Raw genomic sequence first — 17,974 nt, forward strand, 5'->3', positions numbered from 1 at the left:
TTTTTTACAGGCTTCAATTTAAAGTTGAAGCTTAAGCCGGCCTATCATCTGGTTTGGTCCATCGTTGTTGTATGCAAGCCTGCGCTACGAGATAACGACAGACTGATTATTGCCCGCACCCCACGCATCCCAACTCAAGCCTGAGCCACTCACCACTTCGACTATGTGGTAAACGTTAGGTTGGCCGGCTGTTGGGTGTACAGTCCAGTAATAACCGCTTAGTGGAAATGCGCTACCGAATCTAGAATACAGCGAGGAGAATTCACTGATTGTGGGCAACCGTCCGCTGGCATTGGCATTCGCCCATGGCAATATACCAATGTACGTAAGGGTTGAGTAAGACCCCGAAACCTGAATCTGGTAGGTTGCCGTCTGAGGTGGTTGCGAACTGTCCTCCACTCTGATGGTAGCAGTACCAGCGCCATTGATTGTGACTTGCCCCGTCGTGAGCGCAATAATGACTGCATTGCTATTGGTGCTGTAGTACCTATAGGGCGGTTTGCCGCCTGAAGCCGTGCGAGTGGTGAGGCCATAGGCTCTTTCGTTGATGCCAAAGTTTTTAAGCAGCCACCCGCCGAGGTTCACGTTTATTGCTGTACTTGGGATAGTCAGCGGTGGCACCGAGCTTAGGGTCTAGGTCCTGGGAGTCAAAGCTATCGCTCCGCTTTCAAGGCCAGTCCCATTCAAGACAACCTTGGCCCTAACAGTCAGGGAGCTGCCATTGGGTTTTGTCTTGAGGTAATCACCTGGGATCAGGTCCAGAGTACGGCCCGCTGTGAACTCGGATGGGGTGACAACCAGGCCGTCACGCAACGTCAGGTCGCCGGCTGAGTTTTCCAGTTCAATGAATACCGGTTGTCCCGCCTTGAAGAATGGCCATGGGTCGATTTTCACGTTGTTGGCGGTGTTCACGTTAATTGAAGTGCCATTCGCCTCAGGTACTGAAACGATGTCCAGCGTACTAGATGGTAATGCCGTGACCCTGAGCGTCAGGATGGCTGACGTAACAGGGGGGCCATTGCGCATAACCGTGAAAAACACCTGGCAGAAACTCCCCAAGTAAGCGGCCACGAAATCACTCAGGATGGGGAAAGAAATGTAATCCACACCTGCGTCAGGCACACCAGGTTTGGACGGGATGACGGGTTCGCCCAGGCCAGGCATACCCACAATATGAACAGTTACATCATCGGTGGGTAACAAGTCGGTAGCAGGCACCTGGATGGTGACGATGGTGGGCGACGGCGGCCGTACATGCAGTGGGTTCATCTCGGCTTCGGTAGGCGAAATGACCGTCGCCTCCAGCACCTTGGGTGGCGTAGGGAGCTTCAACGCCATGCCGACATTGATAACCAGGTCTCGTGAAAACAGATTAGCGGCACCTGGTGCGGGAATGACCTCGTAGTACAACCTCATCGTGCTGTTCAGGTTGGCTGTTACGATCCGTCGTGGAACGGTAAACGGCACGACTGAACCCTCCCAGTTGTCGTCCACTTTGAACCAGTTGCTTGTAAAGCTACCTCCTGGCTGAGTGCCAATGGCGAACAGCCGTATCTGGGCCCCTTCGACAATTACCGGATGGGGGTCAACGCGTACGTTGAGGTTTGCCAGGCTGAAGGCGGGGTCGAACGTGTAGTCGGGATGTATTGCCTGCAATGTCCACGGTGGTGGTAGTACCGCTTGTGCATCGCCGACCGGTACAGTGACCGACTTCGATGCGGGTCGCTGGGCAGCGCCATTGATCTCGTAGTACGCAACGAAGTAGCCACCGTTCAGTGCGGCGAAGAAGGGGTTTTCCAAGAGGAACGTCAGATCGCCAGTGCCGGCCATGTCTGTATACGTTGCGTACACCGGTCTTCCATCAGCCGTCAGGCCCGTCACGATGAGGTCAACGCGGTCATTCGGTAACTGGCCGAAATAACGCGGAACCACAATTCTCACCGGGTTGGTATTGGCTGGTAAGGCGCCCTCGTCGAGGTCCAACACGACCGGAGCTTTGAGACCGTCCTCAACGGGTTCACCATCGATAGCGTACAACACACCTTCTGACGGGCGATCAGCGACGCCTGGTCGAACCCGTTTGTAGGTGATCAGAATCAGGCCGCCCGATAGCAGTAAGAGAAAATCCAGCGCCAAGGGAATGTACACACGGATCGGTGTGATCGCGGTGACTGGATACTCGATGATATTTTCGGAGGTGGTGCCATCTGCGGCAAGCCCTCTAACCGTAATGATCACCGTATCGTCGGGGAGGTAGCCTTGGTTGCGGATCAGCAGTTCCAGCGGCGTATCGACTACAAGATATCGCGTGTCGATAAAGTCCAGATCGCGTACTGGGTCGTAATAGGATTCGGATGCAAATAACGCTTTCAGCAGCGGCTCGGTCGAAGCACCGGAGTCCACTTGTATCAGCCGAGGCGGTGAGGCCCCGGGGGATGGGTTGCCGACCTTGTCCAGCACATTCCATTCGGCTAACCGAAAGCCGTCGGGCACTTGGCTCCAAAAACCGAAATACAGGGTAAATTTGATGGGGGCATTGCTAGCGGCTTCAAAAGCGGTGACCGTATGACTTTCTGTTGCACCGCCGATACTCACGGTGATGACATCATGTTCCTTGCGCCAGTGAACTTGCGGCAATGACCTGTCCAGCGGGTAGTTGGCGATTTCTACCTCGGTACCGAGCTGCATCTGAGCCTGAGTAACGAGACCAAAATTTTCGATCAACGGGTCGGTAAACTTCAACACTGCCATGTTTTCGTTGTAGGGCTTGCCGAAGGTAGGAAATGGGCTGACCGGTAGTTGGCGATCAACGAAAATATTAAAGAGCTCGGACGGCACGGGGTTGCCACCCTCCGGCGTTACAAAGGCCTCTATCGTATTGTTTGCCTGGTCGAAAAAGCGACTGCTGTTGATGAACAGGACGATCGCTTTGCCCTTGGAGGCTTCATCGTCGGTGACAGTGTGGAATGCAACTTGTGTCCCGTTGACCATGAGGCTGATGAAATCGTGCTCTTTTTGGTCCAGGTATGCATTTACGATGCAGATCACACCAAATTGGTTGACTATCAAGGCTGCAGCATTGAGCCCACCGTCGTGGCCCGGAACAGGGTTCCAAAGTGTGGGGAAGTACAAGGGCAAAACGGAGAAGGGCGTGTTGATAAAAGCCTTGTCATTCAAGATCGCCCCGGCGGGCGGTGGAGACGTGAAGCCTTCGCGTCGATAAAGGTTAGGTGGCAGCCCACCCGACACTTGGCTACGGACTTTGACTAGTTGGTTTCTCGCTACGTTGCGAGAGCTTGCAGACAAGGCTGGAACACTGGATTCCTCATCATTACTGGGTTCAGGGTTTTGGTCGTAGGTCATGATCGGCATCCTGTTAGATAGAATCGAAGCGATCTGAAGCCTGATGGGGCGTCGACAGTCGCAGGCTCGATTCAACGCCTGCGGTCGCTGGCCGACTAGCTGTGAAAAATGACAGTGCCGACGAGTGGCACTAACTAGCTATAGCAGCACGAGGGCCACTGTTTCAGAGCACATGTTTGCCACATGCTCGTTGGACGTGGCCCAAAACTGCACGCTTATCATGGGCATGGACTTCTCCACGCTCTAATGCTTGATTTTGAGTCGACCTCAAAACTGAATGGGCCGACTGTTCGAAATTATTTCCGTACGAATGCGTACACTACAAGACAGTCAACACAAGCAGAGACGCAGAGCCGGCAGACCACGTGTCCCAGCCTGTGCCCTGACCGCCTGGCATAAAAACACTGTGGTAAACATCGGGCTGATCTTTTTGTGGGTGGACAGTCCAGGCCAGACCATTTACAGGGAATCCAGGGCCGAATCTTGAAACCAGCGAGATGAATTGACCGATTGTGAGCAATTGCCCGCTTTTATTCGCGTCCTTCCAGTTCATGGAACCAAGGTACTCGAGAGTCTGGTGCTCCCCCGTTACCTGAATTTCATAGCTGGCTGTCTGCGGCGGCTGCGACTGGTCTTTCACCGTGATGATGGCGGTGCCCTCGGAGTTGATATTGACTTGTCCTGTCGAGGCATTCACCGATACGGCGCTGGAGTTACTGGAGTATCCATAACCCGGGTTACCGCCACTGGCGACGCGTGTTGACGGGAGATAAGCACGCTAGTTGTTGGGAAATCCTTTCGCCAGCAGCCAACCGTCAAGTTCAATTACCCTTGTATCGCCTGGAATGGTCAATTCTGACAATTCCTGAGCACTACTAGGTTTAGCGTTTTGATCGTCAGTCATGATAGGCATCATGTTAGTTGGATAGAATCGACGCGACCTGACGCCCGACGGGGCGCCGACAGTCGCAGGCTCGATTCAACGCTCGTTGACGTTTGCCGACTAGCTGTGAAAGTTGACAGTGCCGACAAACGGTAATGAGAGGGGCGGAGCTTGCCATCGCAGAAGAGTTAAGACGGGCGGTTCCAATGCCTGAACAACGGCTCCGCCAAAAACAACACGAACAACAACCGCATCACTTGCATCGCCGTCACCAACGGTACCGACAGTTGTAGGATCTCGGCCGTAAGGCTCATCTCTGCAATACCGCCGGGCATCATGCCCAGGGTCAACGAGCGCAGGTCCAGGTGAGTCAGCGCACTCAGCCCCACGGCCGCCAATGTCGCCAGCGCCATGGTCAACGCCGTGCCGATCAAAGTACGGCCCATGAACGACGGCGCCCGACGAAAGAACTGCCGGTTGAAGTGGCAACCCAAGCCACTGCCGATCAACCACTGACCGATCTGGCTGCCGCCATCGGGCAGGCCGATATGCAGGTCCCAGACCACGCTGGCCGTCGCACTCACCAGCAACGGCCCGAACAACCAAGGGTTCGGCTGGCGCAAGCGCTGCCAACCCCAGGCGACCAAGGCGCCCAGCGGAAACAGCGCCAGAAGCCACGGCCAACTCACCGGCGCCGGATGAAACTGCGGCGCGCCGCCACCCAGCAAGTACTTGAAGATCGCCGGCACACACAGCACCACCACCAATACCCGCAGACTCTGCCCCGCCGCGACCCGGCTGAGCACCGCGCCATTGCGGGCGCCGAGGTTGACCATCTCACCGGAACCGCCAGGCATGCTGGAGAAAAACGCGGTGGCGCGGTCTTCACCGCTGCGGCGCATCAGCCACACGCCGACCACGCTCGACAGGCTGGTGACCAGCGCGCCGACGAAGATCAGCCCGAAGTGGCTCATTACCTGCTCAATCACCACCGGGGTGAAGTGCAGTCCGATCCCGATCCCCACCACCCATTGGCCGCATTTGCGCCCGCCGGGAATCTCCGCCAACTGCCACGGCGTGAGGCAGCGCACCAGGATAATCGCCAGCAACGAGCCGACCATGTACGGCAAAGGCCAGCCGACGAGGCTGGCCAGGTAACCGCCGGCCAGGCCGACCAGCGGTGTTCCCCACCAATGTTTAAAGGTGACCTCAGACATCGGCCACGGCACGACGCTGCAGGGCACGTTTGCGGTAGATGCGGATCAGCGGGAAGGCCAGCATCAGCGCCGTCAGTACCCACACGCCAAAGGTGATCGGGCTCGACCACAGAATCTGCAGGTCACCGTTGGAGATCGACAGCGCACGGCGCAGGTTCTGCTCCATCAAACCGCCGAGGATAAAGCCGAGCAGTACCGGCGACAGCGGGAAGTCGAGCTTGCGCAGGATGTAGCCGAAGATGCCGATACCGACCATCAGGAACAGGTCGAAGGTGGTAGCGTGCACCGCGTACACCCCGATGGCAGTGATGATCGCGATCACCGGCACCAGCGCCCAGTTCGGCACGGCGAGGATGCGCGTGAAGATGCGGATCATCGGGATGTTGAGGATCACCAGCATGATGTTGGCGATAAACAACGAGGCGATCAGGCCCCAGACGATGTCGGGTTGCTGTTGGAACAGCAGCGGACCCGGGGTGATGTTGTACAGCGACAGCGCGCCGATCATCACCGCCGTGGTGCCCGAACCGGGTACGCCGAGAGTCAGCATGGGCACCAGGGCGCCGCAGGCGGACGCGCCGATGGCGGTTTCTGGAGCAGCTAGGCCGCGCATGTCGCCCTGGCCGAACTTGCCGCTGGCACCGGCCAGGCGTTTTTCGGTCATGTAGGCAACGGCCGAGGCCAAGGTCGCACCGGCACCTGGCAACACGCCCATGATGAAACCCAGTAAACCGCAGCGGATGTTGACGACAAAGACCGCGCCCGCTTCCTTGAGGTTGAACATCATGCGGCCCGTGGCTTTCACGGCTTCCTGGCCACGGTGGGTTTTTTCCAGCAGCAACAGGATCTCGCTGATGGAGAACAGGCCCAGCACCAACACCACAAACTGGATGCCGTCGGTGAGGTGGATGTTGTCGCCGGTAAAGCGGTACACGCCGCTGTTCGCGTCGATGCCGACCGCCGACAGGAACAGGCCTATCAGCGCTGCAACAAAGGTCTTCAAGGGTTTGTCACCGGCCATGCCGCCGAGACAGACAATTGCAAACACCATCAGTACGAAATATTCCGCCGGCCCGAAGGCAATCGCCCATTTGGCTAGCAGCGGCGCAAACAGCACCATGCCGCAGGTGGCGATAAACGCGCCGATGAACGAACTCCACGCCGACAACGACAGCGCCACACCGGCCAGGCCTTTGCGGGCCATCGGGTAGCCGTCGAGGGTGGTCATCACGGTGGAGGCTTCGCCCGGGATGTTCAGCAGGATCGAGCTGATCCGCCCGCCGTATTCGCAGCCCAGGTACACGGCTGCCAGCAGGATCAGCGCCGATTCCGGCGGCAGGCCCAGGGCGAACGCGATGGGGATCAACAGCGCCACGCCGTTGATCGGGCCCAGGCCCGGCAACAGGCCGACCACGGTGCCGATCAGGGTGCCGCACAGTGCGGTCACCAGGTTGTAGGGGGACAGTGCAACGCCGAAGCCCTGGCCCAAGTAGCCGAAAGTATCCATATCAGTTCTCCAGAACGTCGAGCAGGCCGAGGGGCAGCGGCACATCCATGGCTTTATCGAACAGCAGGTAAAGACCAATCGCCATCAGGCTGACGATCACCACACTGGGCAACCAGCGGCCGCCATACAGGCGCGCCATCGGGATGCCGATCAGCATGCTGCTGAGGATGAAACCCAGGGGTTCGAAAGTGCCGGCAAACACGATCAACAGCGCGACGCATACGCCGATCTTGACCAGGGTCTCGCGGTCCAGCGCGGGTTCTTCTTCCGTGTGCTTGGTCGGCTGTGGGCGAAACAGCATGTAGATCAGTGCCAGGCTCATCAGCCCGAGCATCAGCAGCGGGTAGGCCCGAGGCCCAACCGGCTCGTAGGAAAACGACGCCTGATACGGCCAGGCCATCAGCGCCAGGCCGGCGCAGGCCAGCAGCAGCACGGCGGCGAAAATGCGTTGTAAGAGCATGTGAAACTCCTGGGCCACGCCACTGGATCAAGGGGCGTGGCCGCACAAAAGAGGGGCGATTACTGGATCAGGCCGAACTCTTTGGCCAGCACTTTGTAGTCAGCCACCTGTTTCTTCACGTAGGTGTCCAGCTCCGGGCCGGTCATGGCGAACGGGAACAGCTCGCGCTGGTCACGCAGCTTGGCGAACTCTTCCGAGGCCAGCAGTTTGTCGAACGCTTCTTTCCACCAGGCGTAGTCGGCATCGCTGACTTTTGGCCCGAGGTAGAAACCACGCACCACCGGCCAGACGATGTCATAGCCTTGCTCTTTGGCGGTCGGAATATTCTTCATTTCCGGCTCGTCCAGGCGCTGTTCGGAGAACACGGCCAGCAGGCGCATGTCGCCGCTCAAGATGTGCGGCATGGAGTCGGAGATGTCGGTACTGCCCACCTGGATATGGCCACCGAGCAGGGCGGTGGCAATTTCGCCGCCGCCTTCGAGGGCTACATAACGCAGTTCACGCGGGTTGATCCCGGCCGCCTTGGCGATCAGCGCGGTTTGCATCCAGTCCTGGCTGCCAACGGTGCCGCCGGAACCGATCACCACGCTGCCCGGATCTTTTTTCAGGGCTTTGACCAAATCGTCCAAGGTCTTGTAGGGCGAGTCGGCTTTCACTGCGATGGCCCCGTAGCTGGTGCCGACCGCTGCCAACCAACGCACGGCGCTTTCATCGAAGCGACCAAACTTGCCTTGGGCCAGGTTCAACAGCGAACCGCTGGACCAGGCTACCAGGGTGCCGGCATCGGCTGGACGCTGAGCGACCACAGCGTTGTAGGCCACCGCGCCGACGCCGCCAGGCATGTAGGTCACGCGCATCGGCTTGCTCAGCAACTTCTCGTTGACCAGCGCGCTTTGCGCCAGTTTGCAGGTCAGGTCAAAACCACCGCCCGGCGAGGCTGGGGCGATGCATTCCGGACGCTTGGGCTCGTCGGCAGCCAGCAGTTGGCCGGCGAACAGCATGCAGCCGGCGGCGAGGGCCAATTTACGCAGTGAAAGGATCATGGTTATCTCCGTCTTTGTTGTTATGAGTTGTTTCTACCAGAGCGCAACGCTATAGCTCACCAGCACGCGCATTTCATCCGCATCACGGGCTGAGTAGTTGGAGCGGTACGTGGCGTTGCGCAAGCGCACGGCCACGTCCTTGAACGTGCCGGTCTGCACTACGTACTTGATCTCGCTGTTGCGTTCCCACTCCTTGCCGGTCTCGCCGTTCTTGAGCTTGATGTTGTCACCTGACAGGTAACGGCTCATGAAGCTCAGGCCGGGAATCCCCAGCTTGGCGAAGTCGAAGTCGTAGCGCGCCTGCCAGGAACGCTCTTCGGCGCCGGCAAAGTCGTTGATCTGCACGAAGTTGACCAGGTACGGGTCGCTGCCATCCACATACGGGAAGGCGCTGTCGCCGGACATGTGCTGGTAGCCGGCGCTGAGCTTGTGGCCATTGAGGGCATAGCTGAACAGGCCGTTGAGGGATTTATTGTCGATCTTGCCGCCGCGGGCGCTGCCGGTGTCATCGCTGATGGCCAGGCGCAGGTCGGTGCCGAAGGTGCCAGGGCCCATCGGGCGCGCAGCCACCAGGCCGAGGAAGTGCTGGCGGTACACGTCGTCGAGTTGGGCGAAGTGGTAGCTGCCGGTGATCTTGTCGGCGAATTTGTAGTCGGCGCCGCCAAAGTTGAAGTGCTTGCCGGTGGCGCCGCTGACGAAGCGGCTGTTCTTGTTGTTGAGGGCGATGTCTTCGTAGTTGGTGTCGTCGCGGTCTTTGGCCTTATCGAGGCGACCACCGGTGAACACCAGGTTCTTGAATTCCTTGGACGTGATCAGGCCGCCATTGAAAGTCTGCGGCAGGATGCGGCCGTCGTTGGGCTTGAGGATCGGCAGTTCGGGGATCAGCGCGCCGATCTTCAGCTCGGTGGCCGAGATCTTCACTTTGCCGGTCAGGCCCAGCTTGGAGTACTCGTCGGCGGCGCGGCCATCGTCATGGGTGGGCAGCAGGCCGGTGCCGGTGCGGTCGGGGCTGGAATCGAGCTTGACCCCAAGCATGCCCAGCGCATCCACACCGAAGCCGACGGTGCCGTCGGTGTAGCCCGACTGCAGGTTGAGCATGAAGCCCTGGGCCCATTCGTCGCGCTTGGATTGCTGTGCGCTGGTGCCATCGCGAAAGTCGCGGTTGAAGTACATGTTGCGGGTTTCCAGGGTCGCGCTACTGTCTTCGAAGAAGGCAGCCTGGCTAAGCGGCGAAAAGCCGGCAAGGGTAGCAGCACTGGCAAGGGCGGTCTGGGTCAGGCGAGAAAAACGAACAGGCGAGGGGGCCTGGGGCTGTGTCGACAGCATCGTTGTGTACTCCGTTATTGTTCTTATTTTGGCGAAAACGCTTCGAGGCGTTTTTCGGGCGCTGCGCTTCAGGCAGCTCGGTGGGCACAGACCACCTTGGCTGGATGCTAAAGGGCGAAGCTTTCACTAACCTTTCAGTTGCCTTTCAATGTTTTCGGGCTTCACAGGGCAGGCGGCGCCTGTAAACTGCCCGGCAAAGCGTGGTGCCAACCACCCCTGACTGAGGTAGAAATCCATGCGTGTCTTGCTGGTTGAAGACCATTTGCAACTCGCTGAAAGTGTCGCGCAAGCGCTCAAGAGCACGGGTTTGACCGTTGACGTGCTGCACGATGGCGTGGCTGCGGACCTGGCCCTGAGCAGTGAGGAATACGCCGCAGCGATCCTCGATGTGGGGCTGCCACGCATGGATGGTTTCGAGGTGCTCGCCCGTTTGCGCGCCCGTGGGAAGAATTTGCCCGTGCTGATGCTGACGGCGCGCAGTGATGTGAAAGACCGCGTGCATGGCCTGAACCTGGGCGCGGACGACTACCTCGCCAAACCGTTCGAGTTGACGGAGTTGGAGGCGCGCGTCAAAGCGTTGCTGCGCCGCAGTGTGTTGGGCGGCGAGCGCCAGCAGACCTGCGGCGTGTTGGTCTACGACCTCGACACCCGGCGCTTTACCGTAGGCGGCGAATTGATGACGCTCACTTCCCGCGAGCAAGCGGTGCTTGAAGCACTGATCGCCCGCCCTGGCCGGGTGATGAGCAAGGAGCAATTGGCCTCACAGGTATTTGGCCTGGACGAAGAAGCCAGCCCCGATGCCATCGAAATCTACGTGCACCGCCTGCGCAAGAAACTCGACGGCCAGCCCATCGCCATCGTGACCTTCCGTGGCCTCGGCTACCTGTTGGAAGCCCGCGATGCATAAGCCCAGCAGCCTGCGCTGGCGCCTGTTGTGGAACCTGGCGCTGTTGCTGGTGCTGCTGATGTTTGCCAGCGGCATGAGCGCCTACTGGAATGGCCGCGAAGCTGCGGACACCGCCTACGACCGCACGCTGCTGGCCTCGGCGCGCACCATTGCCGCTGGCTTGACTCAAGTGGACGGCACCCTGAGCGCCAATGTGCCCTACGTGGCGCTGGACACCTTTGCCTACGACAGTGCCGGGCGTATTTATTACCAGGTCAACGACATCGACCAGAAGCTGATATCCGGCTACGAAAACCTCCCTGGCCCACCACCCGGCACGCCGCGCACCGATGACTATCCGGCGCTGGCACGCTTCTATGACGCCATCTACCAGGGCCAGCCGGTGCGTGTGGTGAGCCTGCTCAAAGCCGTCTCCGAACCGAACATGAACGGCATGGCGGAAATCCGCGTAGCCGAAACCGACGAGGCCCGCGTGAGCATGGCCCGAAGCCTTATGGCTGATACTTTGCTGCGCCTGGGCATGCTTGGCGTCGGCGCGTTGCTGTTGGTGTGGTTTGCCGTGAGTGCCGCATTGCGGCCACTGGAGCGCCTGCGCTCGGCGGTGGAAGAGCGCCAGCCTGACGACCTGCGGCCGTTGCCTTTGGTGGAAGTGCAGCATGAGTTTGGCCCATTGGTGCGTTCCCTCAACCACTTCACCGAACGCTTGCGTGGCCAGTTCGAGCGCCAGGCGCAGTTTATTGCTGATGCAGCCCATGAATTGCGTACGCCACTGGCCGCGCTCAAGGCGCGACTGGAACTGGGCTTGCGCGCCGAAGACCCCGCCACGTGGCACAGCACTCTGGAGACCGCAGCCCAGGGCACTGACCGCCTGACTCACCTGGCCAATCAATTGTTGTCTCTGGCACGCATCGAAAATGGTGCCCGCGCGATTGCCGAGGGCGGCGCGCAGTTACTTGACCTTAGCCAGTTGGCCCGTGAGCTGGGCATGGCCATGGCGCCGTTGGCTCACGCACGCGGTGTGGCGCTGGCGCTGGAAGCCGACGAGCCGGTGTGGCTGCGCGGCGAGCCCACCCTGTTGAACGAGCTGTTGAGCAACCTGGTGGATAACGCCCTGGCCCATACGCCGCCGGGCGGCAACGTGATCCTGCGGGTGACGGCGCCGGCGGTACTGGAAGTGGAAGATGATGGCCCAGGCATCCCGCTGGACGAGCGCGACCGGGTGTTCGAGCGCTTTTACCGGCGCAGTCAGCAGGGCATGGGGTCGGGGCTGGGCTTGGCGATCGTCGGCGAAATCTGTCGGGCGCACCTGGCGCAGATCAGCCTGCACGATGGCGAGCAGGCCGGCCTGAAGGTGCGGGTGAGCTTTATCGCCGGTTGATCAGTAGAACATCGAGCGGGCTTCATCCAGCTCGGCGCGCAAGGCGTCGCTGTAGGGGTCGACGCGCAGTTTCTTGATCGCAGGCAGCGTGGAAACCGGGATGTTTGCCAACGGATGATCGGTGCCGCGATGGCAATACATCACGGCCACTTGCACCAGGTCGATGTAGTCGAGGCTGGGCGAGTCGCGCTCCAAGTCCAGGTATTGGCCCGGCAGCTTAGCCAGCATTTCCGGGAAGTCCCAGCCCCCCAGCAGTTTGTCGCCCAGCAACGGGTGAATGCTCTCGATGACATGGTTGAGGCTGACCGGGTCGGACAGCAGCTCGTAGTGGTCTTCGGCGTACGTCAGGATCGGCAGCACGCCGATCTGGTGCACCAGGCCGCCGAGGGCGGCCTGGTCCGGCTTGAGTTGACTGTGGCTGCGGCACAGGGCGTAACTCACGCCCGCGACCTCCAGGCTGCGGCGCCACACATCACGCATCTTTTGTTCGACCACGTCGGAGCGGGCGTGGAAGATCTGCTCCATCACCAGGCCGATCGCCAGGTTGCTGCTGTAGTTGGTGCCCAGCCGGGTGATGGCGGTATGCAGGTCGGTGACTTCCTGGGTGGCGCGCAACAACGGGCTGTTGACCACTTTGATCAGGCGTGCCGACAGCGCGGTGTCACGACCGATCACTTTGCTCAAGTGGCTGATGCTGATTTCCGGGTCTTCGGCAGCCTGACGTATCTTCAGGGCCACTTCCGGCAATGTCGGCAGAACCAGGTCATCGTTATCGATGGCCGTCACTAAAGCCTGTTGGACTTTTTCCGCCAGCTTGTTCATTCATGATCTCTAGGGTGTTGCAAAAAAGTACGGCGATTAACGCTGGATCTCTCGATCACGGTCGAGTGTGTAAGGCAAGTCGAGCAGTTGCAGGCCGGGGCCTTCGAGGGTGCCTAAGTGCACATCGCCACTATCGGCAGCTTCGGCTTGCAACACGGCCAGAAGTTCAACGCTCTGGTCAGCTTTTGCGGCAATGACCACTTCGCCGATCGCGCTGTTATGACTGGGGGAAAACAGTGGAGTGCCTGGCTCGGGCATTTCAGCCGCATTAAGGCTCAAGCGGTACAGGCGACGTTTGAGTTTGCCCAGGTACTGCATGCGCGCGACGATTTCCTGGCCGGTGTAGCAGCCTTTCTTGAAGCTCACGCCGCCAATGGCCTGCAGGTTGAGCATCTGCGGAATGAACAGCTCGCGGGTCTGTGGCATGACCTGGCCAATGCCGGCGCGGACCTGGCCCAGCAGCCATTTATTCAAGTCGGCTTGTTGCAGCTGTTCAGCCAGTTGGCTGCGCACAGTGTCGGCCTGCTCGGCGGGCACCCAGAGTTCGGCACGGCCAGGGGACACGCGCACGGCGATCAAGGTATCGACGCGGGCGACGCTGTCGGTCTCGGCGGGCAGCGCCAGGCCAAGGCCGGACAAGGCCTGGTCAGCATTCGCCAGGCCGAAACGCACCCAGGCAGTGCTTTCGTCGGTGAGTTTGGATTTGGAGAACACGGCGTACTTCTTCAAGTCTGCCAGTTGCGGTTCCAGCAGCTCGGTGGCCATGGCCAGCAACACGCCGTCACCTTGCAGCAGGATGCGAAAGCTCGACTGCATGCGCCCTTTTTGCGTGCAGCGCGCGCCGAGGCTCGCCTGGGTGTCGCTCAGGTAATTGAGGTTGCAGGTCAGTTGGCCCTGAAGGAATTTGGCAGCGTCGGCGCCGCGGACGGCGAGAACGCCTTCGTGGGACAGGGGGCAGAAGAAAGCAGAGTCAGCCATGGGTCATCGCAGGTCAAAAAGTCATGGGTGCATCATAGAGGGGCGCCCGGCAAATGGATAGTTTCCGTATGGGGCGACCAAAGCCGACTGTTCCGGTGCCGTCTGGCCTGTATACTTGCCGCCTATTTGAGGAGCGCTCCATGGTCGAAGAAGTAGAAATCAATCGCCTCTACTGGCACAGCCGTCGTGGCATGCTGGAGTTGGATGTGTTGTTGGTGCCTTTCACCAAAGAAGTGTACGCAACGCTCAACCAGGTGGATCGCGACCTCTACGTCAGGCTGCTGACTTGCGAGGATCAGGATATGTTTGGCTGGTTCATGGAGCGTGCCGAATCTGAAGATCCGGAGCTGCAGCGCATGGTCCGGATGATCCTGGACCGTGTCCAGCCCAAGTAATCGCTTTGAATGCCGCTGGCAGGCCTCACGGCTGTTGCTGGCGGCGTATCTCCTTGCCCAGCTGTTTGCGCTGGGTGCGCTTTTGTTTCTCGATCTGTCTTATTCAAGCCTTGGCCTGCTGTTGTGCCTGGCGCACGCCGCCTGGGTTTTGCCGCGCGCCGTCCTGCTGACACACCGTTCGTCGATTCGTGGCCTGCGCCGCGACGCGGATGGCTGGCAGCTATTGAGCGCCGAGCACGGTTGGCGCAGCGTGCAGCTGCGTCCCGACAGCCTCGCCCTGCCATTGATTGTCGTGCTGCGTTACCGAGTACCCGGTGAATGGTGGGTGCGCACGGTCTGCGTGCCCAGGGATGCGCTGGTCGCCGATGTGCATCGGCGCCTGCGCGTGCGGCTCAAGTTCAGCCGCCGTAGGTGGTTGGCACCAGGATAGTGTCGCGGGCCTCGGGTAGCATCTGCGGGTAGTCGAGGGTGTAGTGCAGGCCGCGGCTTTCCTTACGCTCCATCGCTGAGCGGATCATCAGTTCGGCCACCTGGGCCAGGTTGCGCAGCTCGATCAGGTCGCGGCTGACTTTATAGTTGCTGTAGAACTCGTCGATTTCATCCAGCAGCAGCCGTACGCGATGTTGCGCGCGTTGCAGGCGCTTGTTGGTGCGCACGATTCCTACGTAGTCCCACATGAAGCGGCGCAGTTCGTCCCAGTTGTGCGCGATGATCACGTCTTCGTCCGAGTCGGTAACCTGGCTGGCGTCCCAGCGGGGCAGGGCGGCCGGCACAGGAATGCGTGGCAGTTGGTCGAGAATGTCCGCCGCCGCGGAGCGCGCGTAGACGAAGCACTCGAGCAACGAGTTGCTGGCCATGCGGTTGGCGCCGTGCAAGCCGGTGAAGCTGGTTTCGCCAATCGCGTACAGGCCAGGCACGTCGGTACGGCCGTGCTGGTCAACCATCACGCCGCCGCAGGTGTAGTGCGCGGCCGGCACCACCGGGATCGGGCCTTTGGTGATGTCGATGTTGAACGCCAGGCAGCGCTCGTAGACGGTGGGGAAGTGGGTCTTGATGAAGGCTTCGGGCTTATGGCTGATGTCCAGGTAGACGCAGTCAACGCCCAGGCGCTTCATTTCATGGTCGATGGCGCGGGCGACGATATCACGCGGGGCCAGTTCGGCGCGTGGGTCGAAGCGCTGCATGAAGCGTTCGCCGTTGGGCAGCTTCAGGTGCGCGCCTTCGCCACGCAGGGCTTCAGTGATCAGGAAACTCTTGGCCTGCGGGTGATACAGGCAGGTGGGGTGGAACTGGTTGAATTCCAGGTTCGCCACCCTGCAGCCCGAACGCCAGGCCATGGCGATGCCATCTCCACAGGCGCCGTCGGGGTTGCTGGTGTAGAGGTAGACCTTGGCTGCGCCACCGGAGGCGAGGATGGTGAAGCGCGCACCGTAGGTGTCGACTTCGCCGCTGCCACGGTTGAGCACGTAGGCGCCAAGGCAGCGTTCGCCATCGAGGCCCAGGCGTTTTTCGGTGATCAGGTCAACGGCGACCCGTTGTTCGAGCAGTTCGATGTTGGGGCGTTGCCGGGCTTGTTCGAGCAGCGTCTTGAAGATCGCAGCGCCAGTGGCGTCGGCGGCATGGATAATGCGGCGATGGCTGTGGCCGCCTTCACGGGTCAGGTGGAACTCGAAACCGCCGTCGTCGCTGCCCGCATGTTCATCACGGGTAAACGGAACACCTTGATCGATCAGCCACTGGATCGCCTCGCGGCTGTGCTCGACGGTGAAACGCACCGCTTCTTCATTGCACAGGCCGCCACCGGCATTAAGGGTGTCTTCGACGTGGGATTGCACCGTGTCGGTGTCATCCAGCACGGCTGCAACACCACCTTGGGCCCAGAACGTCGAGCCATTGGCCAGGTCGCCTTTGCTCAGTACCGCGATGCGCAGGTGGCTGGGGAGGGTGAGTGCAAGGCTCAAACCGGCCGCGCCGCTGCCGATCACCAGGACATCGTGTTGAAACTGTTGGCTCATTAGAGGGATTCCGCAAAAAGCGATCCGAAGAGGTGGCGCAAACAGGACGCCTGGATCGGCGAATCAAAGGGTCACACGGGCTACTAGTATATAGAGGGGTGGAGCGGCACAATAGCCGGGCATTCGTGGCAATGTGAGATTACGGTGCACGGCTAGGGTAAAATCGGCTGGTTATTGGAACGGGAACTTTTTGCATAAGCCCCGACTCAATAGCAGGTTGCCCGAAAGCTGGGAAAACGTTGAGTTTATTGGCCCGTCGGGAGCATTGGACGCGTCAGAAAACCGGCGACAAGATTATTCGCGCAGTCGGCGTTGCCCGCACTGCGTTTTTCGTGTGTGCCAAATCAGTGCGTGCCGGAAACTTGCTTGAAGGGGGAGAACTTTTGCGAAAAGACCGAGTCTATGTTTGCAAGCCTGATCGTTTAGTTATGCAAGCCTCCTTCAAGTACAACGAGGAGTGTTCATGCTAACCCAGGAAGAGGATCAGCAGCTGGTCGAGCGCGTTCAACGCGGCGACAAGCGAGCTTTTGATCTGCTAGTGCTGAAATACCAGCACAAAATTCTCGGGTTGATCGTGCGGTTTGTGCACGACACCCATGAAGCGCAGGACGTTGCACAGGAAGCCTTTATCAAGGCTTACCGTGCACTTGGTAACTTTCGCGGTGACAGTGCGTTTTACACGTGGCTGTACCGCATCGCCATCAACACGGCGAAGAACTATCTGGTGTCTCGCGGGCGCCGCCCACCGGATAGTGATGTAAGTTCAGAAGATGCAGAATTTTATGATGGTGACCACGGCCTCAAAGATCTCGAGTCGCCGGAGCGTGCATTGCTGCGCGACGAGATCGAGGGCACCGTTCATCGCACAATTCAGCAACTTCCAGAAGATTTACGTACGGCGTTAACTTTACGTGAATTCGATGGTCTGAGTTACGAAGACATTGCGAGCGTCATGCAGTGTCCGGTGGGGACTGTAAGGTCACGGATTTTCCGGGCCCGGGAAGCCATCGATAAAGCCTTGCAACCGTTGTTGCAAGAGAACTAAAGACAGCGGCGACAGCCAAGAGAGGAACCGCCATGAGTCGTGATGCCCTGCAGGAATCGCTGTCCGCAGTGATGGATAACGAAGCGGATGAACTGGAACTTCGTCGAGTGCTCAATGCATTTGATGATGCCGAAACCCGTGATACCTGGTCTCGTTACCAAGTCGCTCGGGCGGTGATGCACAAGGATCTTCTAATCCCTCGTCTGGATATTGCTGCGGCCGTTTCTGCTGCGCTGGCTGATGAAGCCGTTCCGGCAAAAGCCGCTCGTGGTCCTTGGCGTAGCCTGGGTCGCCTGGCAGTTGCTGCCTCGGTAACTGTTGCCGTGCTTGCTGGTGTTCGCCTGTACAACCAGGACGAAATCGCCGGTGCCGAACTGGCCCAACAGACTCAGCAACCGGTCATGGCCGGTCCGCAAGTCAAAGGCCCAGCAGTCCTGGCCGGTTACAAGGAAAGCTCTGACACCACCGGCCCAATGGCCAACGGTGTGTTGCAAGGGCAATCTGGCTGGCAAGACCAGCGTCTTCCGGGGTACCTGCGCCAACACGCTCAGGAATCGGCCCTGAAAGGCACTGAAAGCGCTCTGCCCTATGCTCGTGCAGCAAGCCTGGAAAACCGCTAATCCGTAAGGAGCTCT

At 59.7% G+C, this 17,974-nt stretch carries 17 protein-coding genes and 1 pseudogene; 6 read left to right on the forward strand and 12 right to left on the reverse strand.

Annotated elements, in window-relative coordinates:
• Positions 1 to 84 precede the first annotated feature (84 nt).
• The 9 genes and pseudogenes from KUA23_RS30480 to KUA23_RS07340 all read right to left on the reverse strand — a co-directional run bounded on the left by KUA23_RS30480 (position 85) and on the right by KUA23_RS07340 (position 9,799).
• Complete coding sequence (locus KUA23_RS30480) at positions 85 to 621, reverse strand: hypothetical protein (protein WP_487250805.1); 537 nt, start codon at positions 619 to 621, stop codon at positions 85 to 87.
• Between the two features lie 12 nt (positions 622 to 633).
• A complete protein-coding gene (locus KUA23_RS07305) occupies positions 634 to 3,363 on the reverse strand; it encodes a hypothetical protein (RefSeq protein WP_252993655.1) in 2,730 nt (909 codons plus the stop codon).
• Positions 3,364 to 3,682: 319 nt separating this feature from the next.
• A pseudogene (locus KUA23_RS07310) lies at positions 3,683 to 4,108 on the reverse strand (hypothetical protein); the annotation flags it as partial.
• Positions 4,109 to 4,141: 33 nt separating this feature from the next.
• Positions 4,142 to 4,267 (reverse strand): hypothetical protein, encoded by a 126-nt coding sequence (locus KUA23_RS07315; protein ID WP_256997320.1) that lies wholly within the window; start codon positions 4,265 to 4,267, stop codon positions 4,142 to 4,144.
• Positions 4,268 to 4,434: 167 nt separating this feature from the next.
• Positions 4,435 to 5,463, reverse strand: a complete 1,029-nt coding sequence (locus KUA23_RS07320) for an AbrB family transcriptional regulator (protein WP_252993657.1) — start codon at positions 5,461 to 5,463, stop codon at positions 4,435 to 4,437.
• A complete protein-coding gene (locus KUA23_RS07325) occupies positions 5,456 to 6,970 on the reverse strand; it encodes a tripartite tricarboxylate transporter permease (RefSeq protein WP_012722750.1) in 1,515 nt (504 codons plus the stop codon). Before KUA23_RS07325 ends, KUA23_RS07320 begins: the two co-directional genes overlap by 8 nt.
• A gap of 1 nt (position 6,971) precedes the next feature.
• Positions 6,972 to 7,430, reverse strand: a complete 459-nt coding sequence (locus KUA23_RS07330; protein WP_078047339.1) for a tripartite tricarboxylate transporter TctB family protein — start codon at positions 7,428 to 7,430, stop codon at positions 6,972 to 6,974.
• A 59-nt stretch (positions 7,431 to 7,489) separates the two neighbouring features.
• A complete protein-coding gene (locus KUA23_RS07335) occupies positions 7,490 to 8,479 on the reverse strand; it encodes a Bug family tripartite tricarboxylate transporter substrate binding protein (protein WP_178076797.1) in 990 nt (329 codons plus the stop codon).
• Positions 8,480 to 8,506: 27 nt separating this feature from the next.
• Complete coding sequence (locus KUA23_RS07340) at positions 8,507 to 9,799, reverse strand: OprD family porin (protein WP_078047341.1); 1,293 nt, start codon at positions 9,797 to 9,799, stop codon at positions 8,507 to 8,509.
• 235 nt (positions 9,800 to 10,034) lie between these two features.
• Between KUA23_RS07340 and KUA23_RS07345 the strand changes: the two genes are divergently transcribed.
• Positions 10,035 to 10,706 carry a response regulator gene (locus KUA23_RS07345; RefSeq protein ID WP_017736361.1) on the forward strand — a complete coding sequence of 224 codons (672 nt, stop codon included), beginning with the start codon at positions 10,035 to 10,037 and terminating at the stop codon, positions 10,704 to 10,706.
• A complete protein-coding gene (locus KUA23_RS07350) occupies positions 10,699 to 12,084 on the forward strand; it encodes a sensor histidine kinase (RefSeq protein ID WP_078047342.1) in 1,386 nt (461 codons plus the stop codon). The genes KUA23_RS07345 and KUA23_RS07350 overlap by 8 nt, the downstream gene beginning before the upstream one ends.
• Here KUA23_RS07350 and KUA23_RS07355 read toward each other — a convergent pair whose 3' ends face one another.
• Entirely contained in the window at positions 12,085 to 12,906 is an 822-nt protein-coding gene (locus KUA23_RS07355; protein ID WP_078047343.1) for an HDOD domain-containing protein, read from the reverse strand.
• 36 nt (positions 12,907 to 12,942) lie between these two features.
• Positions 12,943 to 13,884, reverse strand: a complete 942-nt coding sequence (gene ygfZ, locus KUA23_RS07360; protein ID WP_100491316.1) for a CAF17-like 4Fe-4S cluster assembly/insertion protein YgfZ — start codon at positions 13,882 to 13,884, stop codon at positions 12,943 to 12,945.
• A gap of 140 nt (positions 13,885 to 14,024) precedes the next feature.
• Here ygfZ and KUA23_RS07365 point away from each other — a divergent pair, with 140 nt between their 5' ends.
• Both KUA23_RS07365 and KUA23_RS07370 read left to right on the forward strand, forming a co-directional pair.
• Positions 14,025 to 14,279 (forward strand): FAD assembly factor SdhE, encoded by a 255-nt coding sequence (locus tag KUA23_RS07365; RefSeq protein WP_012722757.1) that lies wholly within the window; start codon positions 14,025 to 14,027, stop codon positions 14,277 to 14,279.
• Positions 14,263 to 14,709 carry a protein YgfX gene (locus KUA23_RS07370; protein WP_214496461.1) on the forward strand — a complete coding sequence of 149 codons (447 nt, stop codon included), beginning with the start codon at positions 14,263 to 14,265 and terminating at the stop codon, positions 14,707 to 14,709. Before KUA23_RS07365 ends, KUA23_RS07370 begins: the two co-directional genes overlap by 17 nt.
• On the opposite strand, the gene nadB is transcribed toward KUA23_RS07370, so the two are convergent.
• Positions 14,678 to 16,294, reverse strand: coding sequence for an L-aspartate oxidase (gene nadB, locus KUA23_RS07375; RefSeq protein ID WP_100491314.1), 1,617 nt, complete (start codon positions 16,292 to 16,294; stop codon positions 14,678 to 14,680). The two genes, KUA23_RS07370 and nadB, sit on opposite strands and share 32 nt — an antisense overlap.
• Before the next feature lie 463 nt (positions 16,295 to 16,757).
• Between nadB and rpoE the strand changes: the two genes are divergently transcribed.
• Together rpoE and KUA23_RS07385 are read left to right on the forward strand one after the other, a co-directional pair.
• Positions 16,758 to 17,339 (forward strand): RNA polymerase sigma factor RpoE/AlgU, encoded by a 582-nt coding sequence (gene rpoE, locus KUA23_RS07380; protein ID WP_003172477.1) that lies wholly within the window; start codon positions 16,758 to 16,760, stop codon positions 17,337 to 17,339.
• Positions 17,340 to 17,371: 32 nt separating this feature from the next.
• The gene (locus KUA23_RS07385; RefSeq protein WP_003172479.1) at positions 17,372 to 17,959 is read left to right on the forward strand and encodes a sigma-E factor negative regulatory protein; all 588 of its coding nucleotides are present in this window, start codon (positions 17,372 to 17,374) and stop codon (positions 17,957 to 17,959) included.
• The last annotated feature ends 15 nt before the right edge of the window (positions 17,960 to 17,974 follow it).

This window comes from Pseudomonas pergaminensis (assembly GCF_024112395.2).
Taxonomy (GTDB): Bacteria; Pseudomonadota; Gammaproteobacteria; order Pseudomonadales; family Pseudomonadaceae; genus Aquipseudomonas; species Aquipseudomonas pergaminensis.